Annotated in this window: 22 protein-coding genes; 11 read left to right on the forward strand and 11 right to left on the reverse strand. The window is 60.6% G+C overall.

From position 1 onward, the window contains the following. On the forward strand, positions 1 to 103 hold a 103-nt coding region (locus tag Q7U49_RS03635; protein ID WP_304762416.1), incomplete at its 5' end, for a transposase domain-containing protein. 11 nt (positions 104 to 114) lie between these two features. Here the strand turns inward: Q7U49_RS03635 and Q7U49_RS03640 are convergent. From Q7U49_RS03640 to cydP, 8 genes are all read right to left on the reverse strand, one after another. Next, entirely contained in the window at positions 115 to 765 is a 651-nt protein-coding gene (locus tag Q7U49_RS03640) for an alpha/beta hydrolase (RefSeq protein ID WP_304762396.1), read from the reverse strand. An 11-nt stretch (positions 766 to 776) separates the two neighbouring features. After that, on the reverse strand, positions 777 to 2213 hold the full coding sequence (gene ccoG / locus Q7U49_RS03645; RefSeq protein ID WP_304762397.1) for a cytochrome c oxidase accessory protein CcoG: 1437 nt from the start codon (positions 2211 to 2213) through the stop codon (positions 777 to 779). Between the two features lie 28 nt (positions 2214 to 2241). Beyond that, positions 2242 to 2754, reverse strand: a complete 513-nt coding sequence (locus Q7U49_RS03650) for a hypothetical protein (RefSeq protein ID WP_304762398.1) — start codon at positions 2752 to 2754, stop codon at positions 2242 to 2244. Positions 2755 to 3122: 368 nt separating this feature from the next. Beyond that, on the reverse strand, positions 3123 to 3392 hold the full coding sequence (locus Q7U49_RS03655; RefSeq protein WP_304762399.1) for a cyd operon YbgE family protein: 270 nt from the start codon (positions 3390 to 3392) through the stop codon (positions 3123 to 3125). 8 nt (positions 3393 to 3400) lie between these two features. Further along, positions 3401 to 3517 carry a cytochrome bd-I oxidase subunit CydX gene (gene cydX / locus Q7U49_RS03660; protein WP_304762400.1) on the reverse strand — a complete coding sequence of 39 codons (117 nt, stop codon included), beginning with the start codon at positions 3515 to 3517 and terminating at the stop codon, positions 3401 to 3403. Positions 3518 to 3528: 11 nt separating this feature from the next. Then, positions 3529 to 4665 (reverse strand): cytochrome d ubiquinol oxidase subunit II, encoded by a 1137-nt coding sequence (cydB, locus tag Q7U49_RS03665; protein WP_304762401.1) that lies wholly within the window; start codon positions 4663 to 4665, stop codon positions 3529 to 3531. A 9-nt stretch (positions 4666 to 4674) separates the two neighbouring features. Beyond that, the gene (locus Q7U49_RS03670) at positions 4675 to 6249 is read right to left on the reverse strand and encodes a cytochrome ubiquinol oxidase subunit I (RefSeq protein WP_304762402.1); all 1575 of its coding nucleotides are present in this window, start codon (positions 6247 to 6249) and stop codon (positions 4675 to 4677) included. Beyond that, positions 6246 to 6428 carry a cytochrome oxidase putative small subunit CydP gene (cydP, locus tag Q7U49_RS03675; protein WP_304762403.1) on the reverse strand — a complete coding sequence of 61 codons (183 nt, stop codon included), beginning with the start codon at positions 6426 to 6428 and terminating at the stop codon, positions 6246 to 6248. The genes Q7U49_RS03670 and cydP overlap by 4 nt, the downstream gene beginning before the upstream one ends. A 207-nt stretch (positions 6429 to 6635) precedes the next feature. Here cydP and Q7U49_RS03680 point away from each other — a divergent pair, with 207 nt between their 5' ends. The 3 genes from Q7U49_RS03680 (at position 6636) to Q7U49_RS03690 (ending at position 8855) form a co-directional block, all read left to right on the forward strand. Continuing rightward, positions 6636 to 7973 carry a sigma-54-dependent Fis family transcriptional regulator gene (locus Q7U49_RS03680; RefSeq protein ID WP_304762404.1) on the forward strand — a complete coding sequence of 446 codons (1338 nt, stop codon included), beginning with the start codon at positions 6636 to 6638 and terminating at the stop codon, positions 7971 to 7973. Positions 7974 to 8047: 74 nt separating this feature from the next. Then, positions 8048 to 8197 carry a hypothetical protein gene (locus Q7U49_RS03685; protein ID WP_296273855.1) on the forward strand — a complete coding sequence of 50 codons (150 nt, stop codon included), beginning with the start codon at positions 8048 to 8050 and terminating at the stop codon, positions 8195 to 8197. 19 nt (positions 8198 to 8216) lie between these two features. Beyond that, the gene (locus Q7U49_RS03690; protein WP_304762405.1) at positions 8217 to 8855 is read left to right on the forward strand and encodes an RluA family pseudouridine synthase; all 639 of its coding nucleotides are present in this window, start codon (positions 8217 to 8219) and stop codon (positions 8853 to 8855) included. Positions 8856 to 8858: 3 nt separating this feature from the next. On the opposite strand, the gene Q7U49_RS03695 is transcribed toward Q7U49_RS03690, so the two are convergent. Further along, positions 8859 to 9176, reverse strand: a complete 318-nt coding sequence (locus tag Q7U49_RS03695; RefSeq protein WP_304762406.1) for an HPF/RaiA family ribosome-associated protein — start codon at positions 9174 to 9176, stop codon at positions 8859 to 8861. 96 nt (positions 9177 to 9272) lie between these two features. Between Q7U49_RS03695 and Q7U49_RS03700 the strand changes: the two genes are divergently transcribed. The 4 genes from Q7U49_RS03700 (at position 9273) to Q7U49_RS03715 (ending at position 14163) form a co-directional block, all read left to right on the forward strand. After that, the gene (locus tag Q7U49_RS03700; RefSeq protein ID WP_304762407.1) at positions 9273 to 10046 is read left to right on the forward strand and encodes an SDR family NAD(P)-dependent oxidoreductase; all 774 of its coding nucleotides are present in this window, start codon (positions 9273 to 9275) and stop codon (positions 10044 to 10046) included. A gap of 85 nt (positions 10047 to 10131) precedes the next feature. After that, a complete protein-coding gene (gene bktB, locus Q7U49_RS03705) occupies positions 10132 to 11319 on the forward strand; it encodes a beta-ketothiolase BktB (protein ID WP_304762408.1) in 1188 nt (395 codons plus the stop codon). Between the two features lie 187 nt (positions 11320 to 11506). Beyond that, entirely contained in the window at positions 11507 to 13441 is a 1935-nt protein-coding gene (locus Q7U49_RS03710; RefSeq protein WP_304762409.1) for a type IV pili methyl-accepting chemotaxis transducer N-terminal domain-containing protein, read from the forward strand. Positions 13442 to 13443: 2 nt separating this feature from the next. Further along, positions 13444 to 14163: a response regulator gene (locus tag Q7U49_RS03715; RefSeq protein ID WP_304762410.1), complete on the forward strand. Its 720-nt coding sequence runs from the start codon at positions 13444 to 13446 to the stop codon at positions 14161 to 14163. On the opposite strand, the gene Q7U49_RS03720 is transcribed toward Q7U49_RS03715, so the two are convergent. Together Q7U49_RS03720 and Q7U49_RS03725 are read right to left on the reverse strand one after the other, a co-directional pair. Continuing rightward, positions 14160 to 15332, reverse strand: a complete 1173-nt coding sequence (locus tag Q7U49_RS03720; RefSeq protein WP_304762411.1) for an HPP family protein — start codon at positions 15330 to 15332, stop codon at positions 14160 to 14162. The two genes, Q7U49_RS03715 and Q7U49_RS03720, sit on opposite strands and share 4 nt — an antisense overlap. A 7-nt stretch (positions 15333 to 15339) precedes the next feature. Continuing rightward, positions 15340 to 15819, reverse strand: a complete 480-nt coding sequence (locus Q7U49_RS03725) for an Rrf2 family transcriptional regulator (RefSeq protein WP_304762412.1) — start codon at positions 15817 to 15819, stop codon at positions 15340 to 15342. A 168-nt stretch (positions 15820 to 15987) separates the two neighbouring features. On the opposite strand from Q7U49_RS03725, the gene ccoG (Q7U49_RS03730) reads away from it, so the two are divergent. Genes ccoG (Q7U49_RS03730) through Q7U49_RS03740 form a run of 3 tightly spaced genes read left to right on the forward strand, consistent with a single transcriptional unit; the run spans position 15988 to position 18823 of the window. Further along, a complete protein-coding gene (gene ccoG / locus Q7U49_RS03730; protein WP_304762413.1) occupies positions 15988 to 17400 on the forward strand; it encodes a cytochrome c oxidase accessory protein CcoG in 1413 nt (470 codons plus the stop codon). 5 nt (positions 17401 to 17405) lie between these two features. Continuing rightward, entirely contained in the window at positions 17406 to 17633 is a 228-nt protein-coding gene (locus tag Q7U49_RS03735) for a DUF3079 domain-containing protein (RefSeq protein WP_304762414.1), read from the forward strand. Then, a complete protein-coding gene (locus Q7U49_RS03740) occupies positions 17630 to 18823 on the forward strand; it encodes an NnrS family protein (RefSeq protein ID WP_304762415.1) in 1194 nt (397 codons plus the stop codon). The genes Q7U49_RS03735 and Q7U49_RS03740 overlap by 4 nt, the downstream gene beginning before the upstream one ends. The last annotated feature ends 207 nt before the right edge of the window (positions 18824 to 19030 follow it).

The following is a 19030-nucleotide window of genomic DNA, read 5'->3' on the forward strand; positions in this document are numbered from 1 at the left end:
CCCGTATGCCTATCTGAAGGATGTTCTGGCCCGCTTGCCGACTCAGAAGAACAGCCGAATTGATGAGCTGCTGCCGCACAATTGGTCACCGCTGATCACGTAACGGTTACGCCGTCAATCTGTGTTCGCCGGACGCATACGTAGCACATACCAGCCGATGCCAAAATAAGGAATGTGGTTTGCCGCCAGCAAGCGCCGCATCACCTCGTAGGGGTGGGCAAAAGCGCTGATACTGACCACCGCCCGAATGTCATCGCGCCGCGTGGCGCTCAGCAGGGCCGCGCCCGCGCCGACCGAATGTCCGATCAAGGCCAGTCGGTCAGCATCCACCTGCGCCTGCCGGGCCAGCCAGTCCAGCCCCGCATCGATGTCCTGGGCAAAACGTGGCAACGAGGTGAAGGCTTCGTCACCGCTGGCTCCGTGGCAGCGCGCATCCAGCAGCAACACCGCCAGACCAGCGTCGACCAGGGGCGCAACCGAAGGCAACATCATGCCGGCATTGGCACCCCAGCCGTGCATCACCAGCACGGCGGGTGTCTTCGAGGCGCCCGATACCGGCACAAACCAGGCAAACAGGGTCTTGCCGTTGGGCCCGGCGATGCTCACCGCCTGCGCTACCAGGCCCAGCGCTTCGGGAAGGGTCGATGCAGTCACCCGCGGCGCGCGCAGCCCTTTCAGAATCAGGGCGTGAGCCGCAGCGCGCAGCCCCCACAAGCCAGCCAGGCCAAGTGCCAGACCCGTCAGCACCGTATCAACCGCCGGCAACACCGCCTGGCTTACTGCGGAATGATGAACTTGGACTCTTCACGCAACAGCCCCGGACTGTCCAGGGATTTGATGATGAAGTGAATATCGTGCGAGCCCGGCTTGTCGGCTTCGGGCGGCACCTGGACCCGCACCGCCACCCAGCGGGCCTCGGTGGAGGCAATGCTGACGGTGTCTTCGGACATGATCTTGATGCCAGGCAGGCCTTCCACCGAGATTCTGTAACGCTGCGGGGCTTCCGTGGCGTTCATGACCTGGATACGGTACACGTTCTCCACCTGCCCGGCCTCAACCACACGCGCCATCACGCCACGGTCACGCACCACGTCCGCTTTGAACGGGGTGCGCGTGGCCAGGCTGACAAAGATGGCCAGCACAATGCCCAGCAGAATGGTGGTGTAGACCAGCACCCGAGGGCGCAACACCCGTTTGACAGTCTGCTCTTTGGTCCAGTGGTTCTTCATGGCGTTTTCGGTGGAAAACTTGACCAGGCCGCGCGGATAGCCCACCTTGTCCATCACCGTGTCACACACATCGGCGCAGGCGCCACAGCCAATGCACTCGTATTGCAGGCCATTGCGGATGTCAATGCCGGTCGGGCACACCTGCACGCACAAGGTGCAGTCCACACAGGCACCGAGGTTCAAAGTGCTGAGGTCGGCCTTTTTGGAACGGGCCCCGCGTGGCTCACCCCGCTCGGCGTCATAGGTCACGATCAACGTGTCCTTGTCGAACATGGCACTCTGGAAACGGGCATAGGGGCACATGTGCTTGCACACCTGCTCGCGCATGAAGCCGGCGTTGCCGTAAGTGGCAAAGCCGTAGAAGAAGACCCAGAAAAATTCCCAGGCCGCCAGTTGGCCACCCAAAAAGGCGCCGGCCATCTCGCGCATCGGCACGAAGTAGCCGACAAAGGTAAAACCGGTCCAGAACGCGAACGCAATCCACAAAAATTGCTTGCCCGCCTTGCGCGCGAACTTCTCGGCCGTCATCGGACCTTCGTCACGGCGCATGCGCGCGGAGCGGTCTCCCTCGAGCTTTTTTTCAATCCACAAAAAGATTTCGGTGTAGACCGTTTGCGGGCAAGCAAAGCCACACCACAGGCGCCCGGCCACGGCGGTAAACAGAAACAGCGACAGGGCCGAGATGATCATCAAACCGGTCAGGTAGATGAAGTCTTGCGGGTACAGCACCAGGCCAAAAATGTAAAAGCGACGCACGCTCAAATCAAACAACACCGCCTGACGCTGGCCCCACTCGATCCAGGGCAGGCCGTAGAAAATAATTTGCGTCACCCACACCATGATCCAGCGCCATTGCGTGAAGACACCGGAGACGCTACGCGGATAAATTTTCTGGTGCGCGGCATACAGCGACACCAATTCCTCGTCGGGCGCTGCCGCCGCGATGGGGATCACCTTCCTAGGCTCTTTGTTTTCAGTGGTCATCAGGGGTTCCTCAAAAGATACAAACTGATCAATTTTTTTCAGGCAGCGCAGCCATGCGCGCCAGAAATTCATCACGGGTCTGGCCCGCGAAATACGGGTGCCAGCGGCGCTGCTCCTGCACGGTGCTCACGGCGCGCGCGCGCTGCTCGTGGCCGGCAAACAGCAAGGTTTCATCAGGCAGGGTAAAGATGCGCTGAGTCACGCTGTCCCACAGCGCCTCGGGCTCTGCCGGTCGCGGCTGGTGCGGGCAGGCGGTGATAGCGAACAAACCGCCGCAAAACAAACGGTCGCGCCAACCAAAACTGAGGCAATGGGACGTGTGGCCCGGCGTCACCAGCACGCGCACCAGTTCAGCGCCAAAGGGCAGTGCCGCAGCGCCAGACGAAGGCAAGGCCGCCAGCGTGTCGCCCTGCACCACAGAGGCACCCAGAAAAGCCAATTGCTCGGGTTCACCGGGCTGCAGGGCGTCGTGGTGGTGGGTGCGCAACACCCAACGCAGCCGCAAGTCACGATCTGCCAGCAATGCGGCAAGAACCGGCAAATCGCATGCGTGGGGGTCAACCAACACCGCTTCCCGGGCATCCTGGTCTGCCAGGAGATAAGTCAATGCTCCGCTGACGTCATTGTTCAAAATGCGGAAGTACACGTTAAAAATTCCGCAGTAAATGCAGGTTATCGACATTAGGAGGCAAGTTCATCTTGGCAATTCTCAGTCATTTGCCTAATATCTATCAAGAAGCATGCCAAACCAATGCCAAAGGTAATATTCTAATTAGAACAGGCATTTGCAAGGATATAGCGCCATTTCCGACCCCTGCACTGTCAGGCGTGACTGCCAATTTTGTCAGAGAATGACACTTTATACCGCCAGTCTCGGCTGAATTCGCTGTTGGTCCGTGGGGAACAAGATCACGCCAAACGCAAGCCAGCAGCCAACAACAAGGCAGACAGGCAAGCCCAGCCCGAAAAGAGCCGACGCCACAGCGCGAATCTTGGCTTGAAACCCACGCCGTTGACCAGTCCCGCACTCATGGCCCAAAAAACGGCGGACACAAAACCATGGTCCACAGCCCCGTCCTGCCCTGCCAGCATGAATGGGTAAACGCTGCCACCCAGCATGATGGCAAGCGCCACGGCCAGGCTCAGCGACCGGGCGGCTGATACAGAAGCATCAGACACGCTGGCGCTCACTCGCTGTTGCCACGGGCGTCCTCCCGCGCCTCCTGGGTTTCGCCCCACATGGCGTTCAGAATAGCCAGCAGTACGGCGAATCCGACACCCAACACCCAACTGAAATACCACATGTCAATTCCTTTTAATAAGCCGCATGGTCGTGCTCTTGCACATAAGCCGCCGTCACCTTGCCGCGCATCACGCGATAGGCCCACGAGGTGTAGATCACGATCAAGGGCATGAACAGCATCGTGGCCCAGAACATGATGCCCAGCGTCAGGTGGCTCGACACGCTGTCCCACACCGTCAGACTGGCTGAGGGCATGCTGCTGGAAGGCATCACAAACGGAAACATGGACGCGCCTGCCGTGCCAATCACCCCGACCACGGCCGATGAGGAAGCCACAAACGCGCTCAGGGTGTGACGTCTCGACAGAAGCCAGGCCGAACTCAGGGCGCCCAGCACCCCCAGCGCGGGCAAAGCCCACATCAGGGGTTGATAACCATAATTGACCATCCAGGCCCCGGCTTCCCGCACCACGGTCTTGCTCAGGGGGTCAGGCAAAGCAGAGGCATTGATCACCGAGGTGATGCGGTAGCCCTCAATGGCCTGCAGCCAGAACCCGGCTGCCACAAAGGCCAGCACCATCACCACGGCCGCGCCAATAGCCCCCTTGATGGCGCGCGCCTGAATCAGGCCCTCGGTGCGGTGCGCCAGGTAGCTGCCGCCCTGCAAGGTGATCATGGCACTGCTCACCACCCCCGCCAGCAAGGCAAACGGGTTGAGCAGCTGCCAGAAGCTGCCGGTGTAGGTGGACATCAGGTAGGCGTCGAACTGGAACGGCACGCCTTGCAGCAAGTTGCCAAACGCGACGCCAAAGATCACTGGTGGGACGAAGCCGCCGATGAACAAGCCCCAATCCCACACGCTGCGCCAGGTGCTGTTGTGGATTTTGCTGCGGTAGTCAAAGCCCACCGGCCTGAAAAACAGCGCCCACAACACCAGCAGCATGGCCCAGTAAAAGCCGCTGAACGCCGTGGCATAGACCAGCGGCCAGGCGGCAAAAATAGCGCCGCCGCCGGTGATGAACCAGACCTGGTTGCCGTCCCAATGCGACCCCACAGTGTTGATCACCACGCGCCGTTCCAGGTCGCTGCGTCCGACAAAAGGTAGCAGGGTACCGACACCCATGTCGTGCCCGTCCATGATGGCAAAGCCGACCAGCAGGATACCGACCAGCAGCCACCAGATGACCTTCAAAGTCTCGTAATCAAACATGATGTTTCCTTAAACGTGTGCTGCAGCCAGGGCTGAATCGCTCTCGCTTTGGTAGCGCCCCGTGCCCAGGCTGCCCGGGCCCATGCGGGCAAACTTGACCATCAAGAACATCTCGACAAGCAGCAGCACGGTGTAGAACCCGATGAAGCCCGCCAGTGAGCCATACAGGCTGTTGACACTCAGGGTCGACACCGACAGGTGTGTCGGCAACACGCCATAAATGGTCCAGGGCTGACGACCGTATTCCGCCACAAACCAGCCCAGCTCGCAGGCAATCCACGGGGCGGGCAACATCCACAACGCCGCTTTCAAAAGCCACGGCTTTTCCATGAAGTTGGATTTCAGGGTGCTGTAAAACGCCAGTCCAAACAGCAGCAGCATCGCAAAGCCAAGGCCGACCATGATGCGGAAACCCCAGAACAGGGGGGTGACGCGCGGCACGGTGTCATTGACCGCCTTGTCAAGGATCTCGGGCGTGGCCTGGCGCACATCGACCACATATTTTTTGAGCAACAACCCAAAGCCCAGATCGGCCTTGTGTTGCTCAAACATCTGCTTGGCCACGGCATCGTCGCGCTTGGCGCGCAGGCTTTCAAGCGCGGTCACGGCTACGATACCGTTGACGATGCGCTCGCGGTTCCTGGCCTTGATGTCATGGATGCCGTGGATCTCCTTGGAAATCGAGCGGGTGCCAATCAAGCCCATGACCCAAGGGATTTCAATTTCCCAGTCGTTCTTTTGCTCGGCTTCGTTGATGCCCGCGAGCAGCGTCAACCCAGCCGGCGCAGGCTTGGTTTCCCACATGGCTTCCATCGCCGCCAGCTTGGTTTGCTGGGCTTCACCCACGGTGTAGCCAGATTCATCACCCAGCACAATCACGCTCAACACCGAGGCCAGGCCAAAGGCCGCCGCCACACGAAAACTGCGCTTGGCAAAAGCCACATCGCGTTTTTTGAGCAAATACCAGCTGGAAATCGACATCACAAACATGGCACCGGTGACATAACCAGCTGACACCGTGTGGACAAACTTGGCTTGCGCATCGGGATTGAACAAAACGGCCCAAAAGTCCGTCATTTCCATGCGCATGGTCTGGTAGCTGAATTCGGCACCCACCGGGTTTTGCATCCAGCCATTGGCAATCAAAATCCACAACGCACTCAGGTTGGTTCCCACCGCCATCAACACCGTCACCAGCAAGTGCTGTGGTTTGGACAGCCGGTCCCAGCCAAAGAAGAACAGACCGATCATGGTGGACTCAAGAAAGAAAGCCATCAGGCCCTCGATGGCCAGCGGCGCGCCAAAAATGTCGCCAACATAATGGGAGTAATAGGCCCAGTTGGTGCCAAATTGAAACTCAAGCGTGATACCGGTGGTGACACCCAGGGCGAAGTTGATGCCAAACAACTTGCCCCAAAAGCGCGTCATGTCTTTCCAGACCACGTTGCCGGTCATTACATAGACGCTTTCCATGATCACCAACAGCCACACCATGCCGATCGTCAGCGGCACGAACAGGAAATGGTACATCGCCGTCGCCGCAAATTGCAGCCTTGAGAGGTCAACCAATTGCTCAGAAATCATTTGTTGTCTTCCTTGTTTGACACAGAACCCTGAACCAACACTTGCGCGGCCATGCCGGATGCGTCGACCGCGACCTGCTGATCCCGCACAAACCCTGCCCACAACCCAATCAGCACGGCAAGCTTGATGACCAACACCGACGCCAGCCGTCTTACCAGGCGTTGGTCAGCGGGCTTCATGAAGAGCACAAGTGCAGAGGAACATAACTTCTGTTATCAATATTCGTGCCAATCAGACAAATCAGGAAATATCATTTACTTTCAATGACTTAGGCACATCTGAAACAGTGGCGTGGAAGAAGAAAAATTCTATATATGCCAAATATGGCAGTGTCGTCCGTGTATTGGCATACATTTGATGCCAACGTCATTTGAAAAGGCTTCACCATGAAACCGCTGCCCGAGCTCATGTCATTTTTGGAGGGCCTGCCCGAGCCGCACATCCTTTTTGACACCCAGTACCGCATCCTGGCCGCCAATGCGGCCTACCGGCGCCAGTTCAGCCCGCAACACAGCGTGGTGGGTCGCACCTGTTACGAGGTGTCGCACCGCTTCAGCGTGCCCTGCGATCAGGCCGGCGAATCCTGTCCGCTGGCGCGTTCGCGCGAATCCGGCCAGCGTGAGCGGGTACTGCACCTGCACCACACCCCGAAGGGCGAGGAATACGTCAATATCGAGCTCGCCCCGCTGCTTGGCGCCACGGGTCAGCAAGCCTTTTACGTGGAAAAAATGGAAGCGCTGCGGGTGGCGCAAGACCACGCGGCGGCCCAGGGCTTGATTGGCCGCAGCCCGGCTTTCCTGCACATGCTCGGCCTGGTGGCGCGGGTGGCGCCGTCGCAAGCGGCCGTGCTGTTGCTCGGAGAATCCGGCACCGGCAAGGAACTCGTGGCCCACGCGGTGCACGAGGCCAGCCACCGCGCCGCCAAGGCCTTGGTGCCGGTAGACTGCGCCAGCCTGCCCGAGAACCTGTTTGAGTCGGAGCTGTTTGGTCACGAGCGCGGTGCCTTCACCGGGGCCAACAGCGCGCGTGGCGGCTTGGTGGAAGCGGCCAGCGGTGGCACCTTGTTTCTGGACGAGGTGGGCGACATCCCGCTCACCATGCAGGTCAAGCTGCTGCGCCTGCTTGAAACCGGTACCTACCGGCGCGTCGGCAGCACCGAGCAGCGCCATGCCGACATCCGGGTGGTGGCCGCCACGCACCGGGATCTGGACCGGATGGTTGCACAGGGGCGCTTTCGCGAAGACCTGTACTACCGCCTGAGTACTTTCCCGATTCACCTGCCCGCCTTGCGCGAGCGGCGTGATGACATTCCCTTGCTGACCCACGCCCTCCTCTCCAGAGTCGCACCGCAGCGCAAGCTGGTCGTCAGCAGCGGTGCCCTTGAGGCATTGCAGGCGCAAAACTACCCCGGCAATGTGCGTGAGTTGCGCAATCTGCTGGAGCGATCGGCCCTGCTGTGCGACGGCGACACGCTGGAAGCCAGCCATGTGGCGCAAGCATTGCTTTCTGGCCGGCGCGGCCACAGCAGCACGACACCAGTCACCGTCGCTGCAGCCACACCGGTCGCCTCACCGGGCTCCCTGAAATCAGTAGCCACGGCAGCGCTTCAAAGCATGGCGGATCAACATACCGGCAGTCGCGCTGAACTGGCTGCCCAACTGGGCATCAGTGAGCGCTCGCTGTACCGCAAACTCCAAGCGCTCAAACCCAAGGGTGGCGCATGACCGCGGTACATGTCAACCGATAATGTGCCGGTCCAAATCAATTCGACACCGCATCAACCACTCAGGAGCACATCATGGCAAAAGGTCAACAAGGCAACAACAAAATGGTCAAGAAACCCAAGAAGGACACCTCACCGCCCAAGCCCGTGTCGGCTGACGCGGTACGGCCCACCGTCACCACCGTGGTGCCGGTACGAGGCAAGCTGAAAAACGCGCCGCGTTAGGCCAGGACTGCGACGCCCCTTGTCTGAAGTCAGCGTCGTCTACGCCGACGACACCCTGCTGGTACTGGACAAACCCGCCGGCCTGCTGAGCGTGCCTGGCAAGGGCGACGACAAGCAGGACTGCCTGAGCCGCCGGGTGCAACAGCGCCATGCCGAGGCCCGTGTGGTGCATCGGCTGGACATGGCCACGTCAGGCCTGCTGGTGATGGCGCTCGGTGCTGGCGCCCAGCGCACTTTGAACGCTGCGTTTGCCAAACGCGCGGTGCACAAGCGCTATGTGGCGGTGGTGGATGGGTTGCTGACCTCACCCGACGCTGACTGGGCAGTGATTGACCTGCCAATCCTGCTGGATTGGCCCAACAGGCCCCGGCGCATCATCGATGTGCAAGGCAAGCCCAGTTGCACCCGCTGGCGCGTGTTGCAACACAACCCGACAGCGCAAACGACACGGCTGGAACTCGAACCCGTCACCGGCCGATCACACCAGTTGCGTGTGCACCTGCAAGCCCTGCAGCACCCCATTCTGGGCGACGCCTTGTACGGCACACCGGCCAGCCAAACCAAGGCTGATCGCCTGTTGCTGCACGCCAGCCGGCTTGAGTTGACCCACCCGGTCAGTGGTCAAGCCTTGGTGTTTACCAGCGAACCGCCGTTTTAAAAATCAGGCGCGTGCAGTGCGGCCCAGCGTGTTTTCAATCAATCGCACCAACTTGACGGCTGCGCCATCAAGGGCCTGATTCAGGTTGCCCGCATGGTGTTTGACAGCCAGCGGTGGGTGTCCTTCCAGGCGTGCCTCCAACATGCATTGCTTGTTTTCGGTGCTGGTTTTCTTGCCACCATTTTCATCGCTCAGGTGGACTTCAACCCGGGAAATCTGGCCGCTGAAGCGGGCCAGTGCGTCAGTGACGGCACTGCTGGCCCATTGGCTCATGGCCTCAGTGCCTTCAATGTGGTGATCGGTGTGGATTTGAACTTGCATTTTTTTTCTCCTTGTCATACAACCACTTTGGTTGAAGTTCATGATAGTCACCTGGATCAAAGAAAATTTGACCTCCATCAAGTAAGACAAGGAAACATGCAAAGACATTTATTTATCCTGACGGGCGCCTCCCGCGGCATGGGACTGGCCATGGCCGAGCAATTGCTGAGCCGGGAAAATCACGTGTTGTGCCTGGCGCGTCATCCTGCACCTTCCCTGGCCGAAAGCGCAGCACAAAACAAGGACACGCTGGAACAGTGGGCGCTGGACTTGTCACAGCCCGAGCCCGCCGCGCTTCGGCTCAAAACCTGGCTCAACAGCCTGGACCCACACGGCTTCCTGAGTGTCACATTGATCAACAACGCCGGGGTGATTCCGATGATCGCCCCCTTGAGCGCCTCCGACCCGGCCGAGTTGGCCGTCGCCATGCGGGTCAACCTGGAAGCCCCGCTGCTGCTCACTGCCGTCTTTCTGCAGGCGACCCAAGCCTGGACGGTGCCGCGCAAGGTGCTCAATATTTCGTCTGGCCTGGGGCGCCGCGCCATGGCCTCGCAGGCCGCCTATTGCGCCGCCAAGGCCGGCATGGACCATTTCACCCGCTGCGTGGCGCTGGACGAAGCCCGCATGGCCAACGGTGCCCGGGTTTGCTCACTGGCGCCGGGCGTCATCGATACCGACATGCAAGTGCAATTGCGCAGCGCCGACGCCGCTCGTTTTCCGGATCAGGCCAGCTTTGCCCAGCTCAAGTCCGCCGGACAACTCAGCGCTGCCGGCGACGCGGCCCGGCGTGTGCTGGCCTGGCTGGCCCGCCCTGACTTCGGTCAGCAGGCGGTCGCCGATGTGCGCGACACCGTCAAAGCCGGAGCCTGAAGTGGGCCATTCTGACGTCGGTTTTCTGTCAGAAATCAAGGCTAAGATACGTCCGTAATTATTTATTAACCTGAGGAGACCTGTGATGACCCGTGAAGTCGTGATTGTGAGTGGTGCCCGTTCCGCCATTGGGACCTATGGCGGCAGCCTGAAAGACATCGCCCCCGCCGAGCTGGCCGGCCAGCTGGTGCGCGAGGTGCTCGCGCGTGCCCAGGTCAAGGGTGACGAAGTCGGCCATGTGGTGTTTGGTCATGTGGTCAACACCGAACCCAAGGACATGTATCTGTCGCGTGTGGCGGCCATCAACGGTGGTTGCGCCGAAGGCGTGCCAGCCTATAACGTGAACCGCTTGTGCGGCTCGGGCCTGCAGGCCATCGTCAATGCGAGTCAATCCATCTTGCTGGGCGACTGCGACATCGCCATTGGCGGCGGCGCCGAAGGCATGAGCCGCGCACCCTATGCCAGCCTGAACATGCGCTGGGGCGCGCGCATGGGCGACACCAAGATGGTCGACATGATGGTGAGCGCCCTGCACGATCCGTTTCACAACATCCACATGGGTATCACGGCCGAGAACATTGCCGCCAAGTGGGGCATCACCCGTGAAGACCAGGACGCCCTGGCCGTCGAGAGCCACAACCGCGCCCAGCGCGCCATTGACGCTGGTTATTTCAAGAGCCAGATCATGCCGGTCACATTGAAGAGCCGCAAGGGTGACGTGGTGTTTGAAACCGACGAGCACTACCGCCCCAATTGCACGCTGGCCGACCTGGCCAAGCTCAAGCCCGCCTTCCTCAAGGAAAATGGCACCGTGACCGCCGGCAACGCGTCCGGCATCAACGACGCCGCGGCCGCCGTGGTGCTGATGGAGGCTGGCACGGCCAAAGCTCGCGGCCTGAAACCGCTGGCCCGACTGGTCGCTTACGCGCACGCCGGTGTGGACCCGAAATACATGGGTATCGGCCCGGTGCCCGCCACGCAAATGGCCTTGAAAAAAGCTGGTCTGACCATCAATGACCTTGACGTGATCGAGGCCAACGAAGCCTTTGCGGCCCAGGCCTGTGCCGTCAGCCGTGACCTCGGTCTCGATCCAGCCAAGGTCAATCCCAATGGTTCGGGCATTTCGCTCGGGCATCCGATTGGCGCCACCGGTGCATTGATCACCGTGAAGGCCTTGTATGAGCTTGAGCGCATTGGCGGCCGTTATGCACTGGTGACCATGTGCATTGGTGGCGGTCAGGGCATTGCCGCCATTTTCGAGCGCCAGGCCTGACGGCGTGGTAACACAGCCCTTGACCGCGTCAGGGGCTGTGTTTTTTGGGCGTGTGTTAACGTCGCTCGGTGTCGTTTGCCGTCTCATGGCAAACTTCGGACATCTTGCAAACTGAACACATGGAATCCGCTTCTCTTCCTATTTTTTCCGAAGTCAAGCCTGCTTCGACGGCAAGGACGGCGCAATCGTGACCATCCAACGCCACTGGAGCCTGGGTGCCAAGCTGCTGATGGTGGGAGCGCCGTTCTTGCTCCTGATCTTCATGGCCACCATTGCCACCTTGTGGGTCTCGTGGCAACTGGACGGCGGTGCCGCAGCCGTCAACGAAGCCGGACGCATGCGCATGCAGTCTTACCGCATGTCGCTTTCCATTGGCACCCGCGAAACCAGCCAACTTCCCGACCAAAGCGCCGAATTCGACCGCAGCCTGGCCACCCTGCGCCAAGGTGATCCGGATCGCCCGCTGTTTGTGCCCTGGGACACCGACACGGATCAACGCTTTGCCGTGATCGAGAGCGACTGGACGGCTTACCAGGCGCGCTGGATTTTGGCCAACCCGACAAGCTATGACGAATTGCGCGCCGACACGGTGGCTTTTGCATCCCATATCGATGACTTCGTCAACAGCATCGAGGTTCATATTGCCCAATGGACGGCGTTGCTGCACCTGCTGCAGATGAGCATGCTGGCATCGGTGATGGTGGGGGCCAGCGTGTTGCTTTACACCGGCTACCTGTTCGTGCTGGAGCCGGTGGGACAACTGAAACAGGCCATTGAAAAAATTCAAAAAGGCAATTTTGATGCTCGGGTGGAGCGTGTCTCCAGCGATGAACTGGGCACCCTGGCCGACGGCTTCAACGGCATGGCCGAGCATTTGCAGTCGATGTACAAAAATCTCGAAGCCAAGGTGGCCGAGAAGACCTTGCTGCTCAAGGAAAAGTCGGACCGACTGGAAAGCCTGTACGAGGTCACGGCGCTGGTGGCCAAAGCCACTTCGCTGGATGCTCTGGCCCAGGATTTCACCAAAAGTCTGGCGAAAATTTCCCATGCCGATGGGGTCGCGCTGCGCTGGTCCAATCAGGGTGGCCAACGCCACCTGATGCTGGCTGCCCACGGCTTGCCTGCCGACATGATCGATGGCGAGCAGTGCATTTACACCGGGGACTGCTTCTGCGGCTCGATCACACCGGATTCGGATTTGCGCATCATTCCAATCCGGGACGAATCCAGTGCCCCGATGCAGCACTGCCTCAAGGCCGGGTTCGAGACCGTGATGACCCTGCCGGTTCGGCTGCACGAGCACCTGATGGGTGAAGTCGATTTGTTTTACCACGCCCGTATCAGCCCGACACCTGCAGAACGCTCGCTGTTGGAGGCCCTGAGCAGTCACCTGGCCAGCGGCATGGAAAACCTGCGCTTGAACGCGCTCGAAAAGGAAGCCGCCGTCTCGCAAGAACGCCACCTGCTGGCGCGCGAGTTGCATGACTCGATCGCCCAGTCGCTGGCCTTCCTGAAGATCCAGGTGCAATTGATGCGCGACGCGATCAAGAACGGCAACGAGCGCGAAATCGCAAAAATCCTGGAAGAAATCGACGCCGGTGTGCGCGAAAGCTACAGCGATGTGCGCGAACTGCTGCTGCACTTCAGGACCCGCACCAATGCCGAAGACATCGAGCCCGCACTGGCCACCACGCTGCAAAAATTCGAGCATCAAAGCGGCATCAAAACCACCTTGACGATGCAGGGTCAGGGTCTGCCACTGGCCCCGGATGTGCAGATCCAGGTGCTGCACATCGTGCAGGAAGCACTGTCCAACATCCGCAAGCACGCCCGGGCGTCACAGGCCTGGCTCGATGTGCAGCAACAACCCACCTGGCGGTTTGAGGTGCGCGACGACGGCATGGGTTTCAACCCCGACACGGATAAATTCGATGAAACCCATGTGGGTTTGCGCATCATGACCGAGCGCGCCCAGCGCATTGGTGCGCACATCGAGGTGCTGTCGACACCCTCGCGGGGCAGCTCGGTCATTTTGACCCTGACGCCGCCCTCCCACCCCAGCACCAGCAACGCCGCCCGCATCGACAGCTTGTCGAACAACCCCGCTGCCAACACCGTCTGAACATGCCAACCACCTTGCCGGCCAACACCCCCATCCGTATTCTGGTGGTGGACGACCACACCCTGTTTCGCCGCGGTCTGACCGCCCTGCTCGCCCGCGACGCGGGTTTGCTGGTCGTCGGTGATGCCGCGGATGCCGGGCAGGCGCTGCGCAAAGCCCAGGAACTGCAGCCCGATGTGATCCTGCTCGACAACCATCTGCCCGGCGTCAATGGCGTCGATGCCCTGCCCTCGCTGCTTGAGGCGGCACCAGGGGCCTGCATTCTGATGCTGACCGTGAGCGAGGACGAACACGATCTGGCCGCAGCCTTGAGGGGCGGCGCCAGCGGTTACCTGCTCAAAACCATGGAAGGCGATGACCTCACGGCCGCCGTGCATCGCGCGGCACAAGGTGACAGCATCATTGCGCCCGAGATGATGGGCAAGCTGATCGCCGCCTACAAAGGCACCAACGTGAAACCGGAACCCGCCACTCCGGCCGCTGCACCATCGGCCATTGCAAAAACCAGCACGCCCACCGAGCAGGCCATGGCCAGCCTGTCACCACGGGAACTAGACATTCTGCGCGGCATTGCGCGCGGCGCCAGCAACAAGGAAATTGCCCGCGACCACGGCATTGTGGAAACCACCGTCAAGATTCACGTGCAGCATGTCCTGCGCAAACTGGGCGTGAGCTCACGTGTGCACGCCGCCGTGATGGCGACCGAGCAGGGGCTGCTTTAAGCCGCTGCCAGCGCCACGCGTTTGTAAAGTGCAGCCAAGGTGTCGGTCTGCGTCACGATGCCGAGCACTTTGCGGTCATCATCAACGACCGGAATGTGCGGCAGGTTGTGATCGAGCATCAAGCCAATCACCTCGGTGATGGGCGTGTCCATTCTGGCGCTGCTCACCCCCGTGGACATGATCTGATGCACATACATGGCCCGTTTGGGTTTGACACCCGGCATGCGCTGCAGCAGGCCTTGCAAGTGCATGGCCAGACCGGCCGCCGAGGTGTCGTCCATTTGACGCAAGAAATCAGCCACACTCAAAATGCCCACCAGCCTGTCGGCATGATCCAGCACCGGCAGGGCCTTGACTTTATGGTGCCGCAACCGGTTCCAGGCCAGCTCGATGTGGCTGTCGGTTCTGACCGTGATCACATCGCGCGACATCACGTCACCGCAAGCCAGGCCGATATGGCGCTCAAACGCGTGCGCCACTGCCAGGTTGTACAGCGCCACCAGCTCGTCCTCCTGAATGTCGACAAAAGTGTTGAGCGCCGTGACGGCGCTGGCCAGGTCCTGGTGATCCAGGCCGCTGCGCTGCATGGGCGCCAGGTCCCGGGTGTTGTGCGTCTGCCCTTTATCGGGGTTGACCCGGTACGGGTAAGGCCGCCCCAATAACCAGGTGTTGATGAGCCAGGCGAACAGCAGCATCAAAAGCACATTGACGGCCACCAGGATCAGCGTCTGCAAGGTCTGGGCCGGGCCAACCGGGCCGTCCAGCACCATCAAAAGCACCAGGGCACCACCGGGTGGATGAATGCCATTGAATTTGATCATGAGCCAGACCGTGACGGCGACAGCCACCGCAGCGGCCAACACGGCATGGGGTATGACATGGGTGCAGATCAGCCCCACCAGGGCCGCAAAAAAATAACTGCTGATGACAGAGCGCGGCTGTGCCACCGGGCTGTGCGGCTGCACAAACAGAATCACCACGCTGGCACCGATGGGCGCAATCAGCCAGTCCGAATGCAGGGGCATGGCAAGCAGTGAAAAGCCGCACAACACAATGCCAAGCAAGGCCCCCAGACTGGACCGCCATTGCTCTGCGGCCGACATGGACGGCAAGCCATTGGACACCCAGGCCCGGGCCAAACCGGAAAACCGTGTCACCAACAATTTCATGTCGGGTTCAAACGGATGCGCCCGGCAGGCCGGGGACTCCCTGCAGTCGCCGGCTTTTTGGCAAGTCAACCACATTGACCACGGGGGCCACCAGATCGGCCAGTGTGGTGCCGTCCAGCACCGCCAGGAAACTCTGCGTGGCCTGATTCAACACGCCCTTGAGTCGACAGTTCTGGTCCATCCGGCACTGGTTCAGGCTCGGCTCAAAACACTCGACCACAGCAAAGTCGGTCTCGGTCGCCCGCACGATGGTGCCAAGGCAAAGATCTTTCGCACGCTGCGCCAGGCGCAAGCCACCGCCGCGCCCACGCGTGGTTTCCAGCCAACCCCGGGCCGCAAGTTGCTGCACGACTTTGGTCAGGTGACTACGCGAAATGCCGTGGCTCTCGGCAATTTCGGTGATCGTTACCGGCTCGCTGCGGTCCTTGCTGGCCGCGCAGTACATCAGTACGCGCAAGGTGTAGTCGGTCCATTGGGTAAGGCGCATAGGTCAAACCAGGTTAAATCAAAGATGCATTCAATGTGTCTATTATCAGGATAAAATAATGTTCATATGAAATTCTTCTTTAAGCATGGCGTGTAGACCAAAGTCGCGACAGTCCGACATGGCGCAAAAGTGATGAAAAAGCCGCTCTCCCAAAAAATCATACCGATCATGCCCGCGCCCATTGGCGCCGGGGGAGATGGCGTTTTTTCGTTGACCGACGAGCCGGGCAAGGTTTACCCGCGCAGCGTCGGCGGTTTTTTTACCCGCTTGCGCTGGGTCATGGTCTGGGTCACGCAACTGGTTTTTTACGGCATCCCCTGGCTGCAGTGGAACGAGCGCCAGGCGGTTTTGTTTGATCTGGCCGGCAGCCGGTTCTTTATTTTTGACCTGGTAATGCACCCGCAGGACCTGATCTACTTGGCGGTCCTGTTGGTGCTGGCCGCACTGACGCTTTTTTTCTTTACCGCAGTGGCGGGTCGGCTCTGGTGTGGTTACGCCTGCCCGCAAACCGTCTACACCGAGATTTTTTTATGGCTGGAGCGTGTCACCGAGGGTGACCGTCTGGCCCGGATGCGACTGGACAACGCGCCCTGGGGCCTGGAAAAAATACTGCGCAAAGGCGCCAAGCAAGGCCTTTGGATTGGCCTGGCTTTGTTCACCGGATTTACCTTTGTGGGCTACTTCACGCCCATTCTGGACCTGGTGCAGGAGTTGTGGGTGCTGTCATTTTCGCCCTGGGAATGGTTCTGGGTCCTGTTCTACGGCATGGCCACCTATGGCAACGCGGGCTACTTGCGCGAACAAATCTGCAAGCACATGTGCCCCTATGCCCGCATTCAAAGCGCTCTGACCGACATGGACTCGATGGTCATTGCCTACGATGCGCAGCGGGGTGAGACCCGCGGCTCACGGGCGCGGGTCGCCGACCCCAAGGCGCTGGGCCTGGGTGACTGCATTGATTGCACGCTGTGTGTGCAGGTGTGTCCAACCGGCATCGACATTCGCAACGGGCTGCAAAACGAATGCATTGCCTGCGCCGCCTGCATCGACGTGTGCGACGAAGTCATGGTCAAAATGAACTACCCCTCTGGCCTGATCCGTTATTCATCGGGCAAGGGCATCGCTGAAAAATTGACACCCAAGCAGATGGTGAAACGGGTCTGGCGCCCGCGCGTGTGGGTTTACGGTGTGCTGTTTCTGGCAGTCGTGGCGATCTTTGTGGGCGGTTTGTCCAACCGCAAGGGTTTTGCCGTGGACATCATCAAGGACCGCGGCGCACTGGCGCGTGAGCTGGGCAATGGTGACGTTGAAAACGTCTATTCCCTAAAAATCATGAATGCTTCCGAGGCGCCACAAACCTACACCGCCAGCGTTCAGGGCCTGCCGGGCTTGACCTTGACCACCGACCCGGTAATCACCGTGCCGGCGACCGGCATCGGCTCGCTCACCATCCGCCTGACCCTGCCCTTTGAGGCAACACTGGCCCACCGTAGCAAGGCCAGCCCGATCCGCTTCCGGGTGGAAGCCAAGGGCCAGACCGTGGCCGTCGAGGAAAAATCCACCTTTTTGATCCCACGCTGAATCCTATGGCCAAAAAATTCCCTCTCCACCCCGCCAACCCGGAGCGCATTTGCTGGGGTTGTGACCAGTTTTGCGCAATCACCGCCATGGCCTGCGCCAACGAGCGCTCACCGCATCCGGCCGAATTGTTTGGCGACGACTGGCTGGCCTGGGGCGAGCAGCAACTCGCACCTGACAACCCGCCCACCGCTTCCGGCCAACCGACAGACCACCCCACGAGGCACCCCGTATGACACTCCCGATCCTCAACAACACCCCCACGCCGCCCGCACCTCAAGGCATGCCTTGGCTGCGGCTGGCTTTTCGTCCGTTCTACCTTGGGGCCGCCCTGCTGGCGGCGCTGATCGTGCCGCTCTGGGTGGCGGTCTTTCTGGGTGCCCTCCAATGGCAACCCGCACCGCAGCCGCTGCTCTGGCATGCCCATGAAATGCTGTTTGGTTTTGCCGTCGCGGTGATCGTGGGTTTTCTCATGACCGCCGGCAAAAGCTGGACCGGTTTGCAGACCCCGCGCGGACCGGCTTTGGGCGCCTTGTTTTTGCTCTGGCTCAGTGCCCGCGTAGCCTCGCTGGTAGCGCCCTATGCGGTGTTTGCGGTGCTGGACCTGGCACTGCTGCCCATCATTGGCCTCATTTTTCTGCGCTTGCTGATCCAGTCACGCAACTGGCGCAATGTGCCGCTGGCGCTCATTTTGCTGCTACTCACCTTGGTGAACCTGAGCTTTCATCTGGCGGTCAACGGCCAGATTGAGCTGGACCCGATGCGCAGCTTGTATGCCGCTTTGGGTTTTGTGGTCATCATTGAATGCGTGATGGCCGGCCGGGTGGTGCCCTTCTTCACCACCAGCGCCCTGCCGAACCTCAAGATCATCACCCTGCCCTGGCTGGACCACACGGCGCTGGCGGCTACTGTGCTTGGCATTGCGCTGTGGGTGACCGGCTGGCACAGTGGCCTGGCCGCCGGCGCCCTGGGAATGGCCTTTGCGCTGAACTTGGTGCGCCAGTTGCGCTGGCACCCGTTGGCCATCCTGGGCCGCCCCATTTTGTGGATCCTGCACGCGGCCCACCTTTGGCTGATTCTGGGTCTGGGCTTGCTGGCGCTGGCGCAGCTGGGCCTGGTCACGACGTCACTCGGCGTGCATGCGCTGGGCGTCGGCGCCACCGGCGGCTTGATCCTGGGCATGATGACCCGCACTGCGCGCGGCCACACCGGCCGGCCCTTGGCGGCAGATGCGCCGGAGATGGCGATCTATGTGCTGATCATGCTGGCCGCCGTGCTGCGGGTGCTGCTGCCCTGGCTGGTGCCGTCGCTCTACCTCAGCAGCTTGGTGGCGTCAGCCGCCGCCTGGAGTGCCGCGTTCCTGATCTACCTGTGGCAGTACACGCCCTGGCTGGTCAGTGCCCGACCGGATGGGAAGGACGGTTGAAGCCAAGCCGGACGGGAGTTTGTCCATCAGATGTTCGGCTGTCCGGCTGCCCCACCCTTGTGTATGCGCCTGCGTTGGGTGGGTTTTGCGGGATCAGGAGTCGCGATTGTCTGAGCGTAGCGAGTTCGAGCGACTCCCCCGCAAAACTCGCCCAGCGCAGGTTGCCCGCAGCTTTGCTGCGGGTCGCAGACAGTAGGGTCGCTTTTC

The organism is Rhodoferax sp. (assembly GCF_030653815.1).
Classification (GTDB): Bacteria; Pseudomonadota; Gammaproteobacteria; order Burkholderiales; family Burkholderiaceae_C; genus Rhodoferax.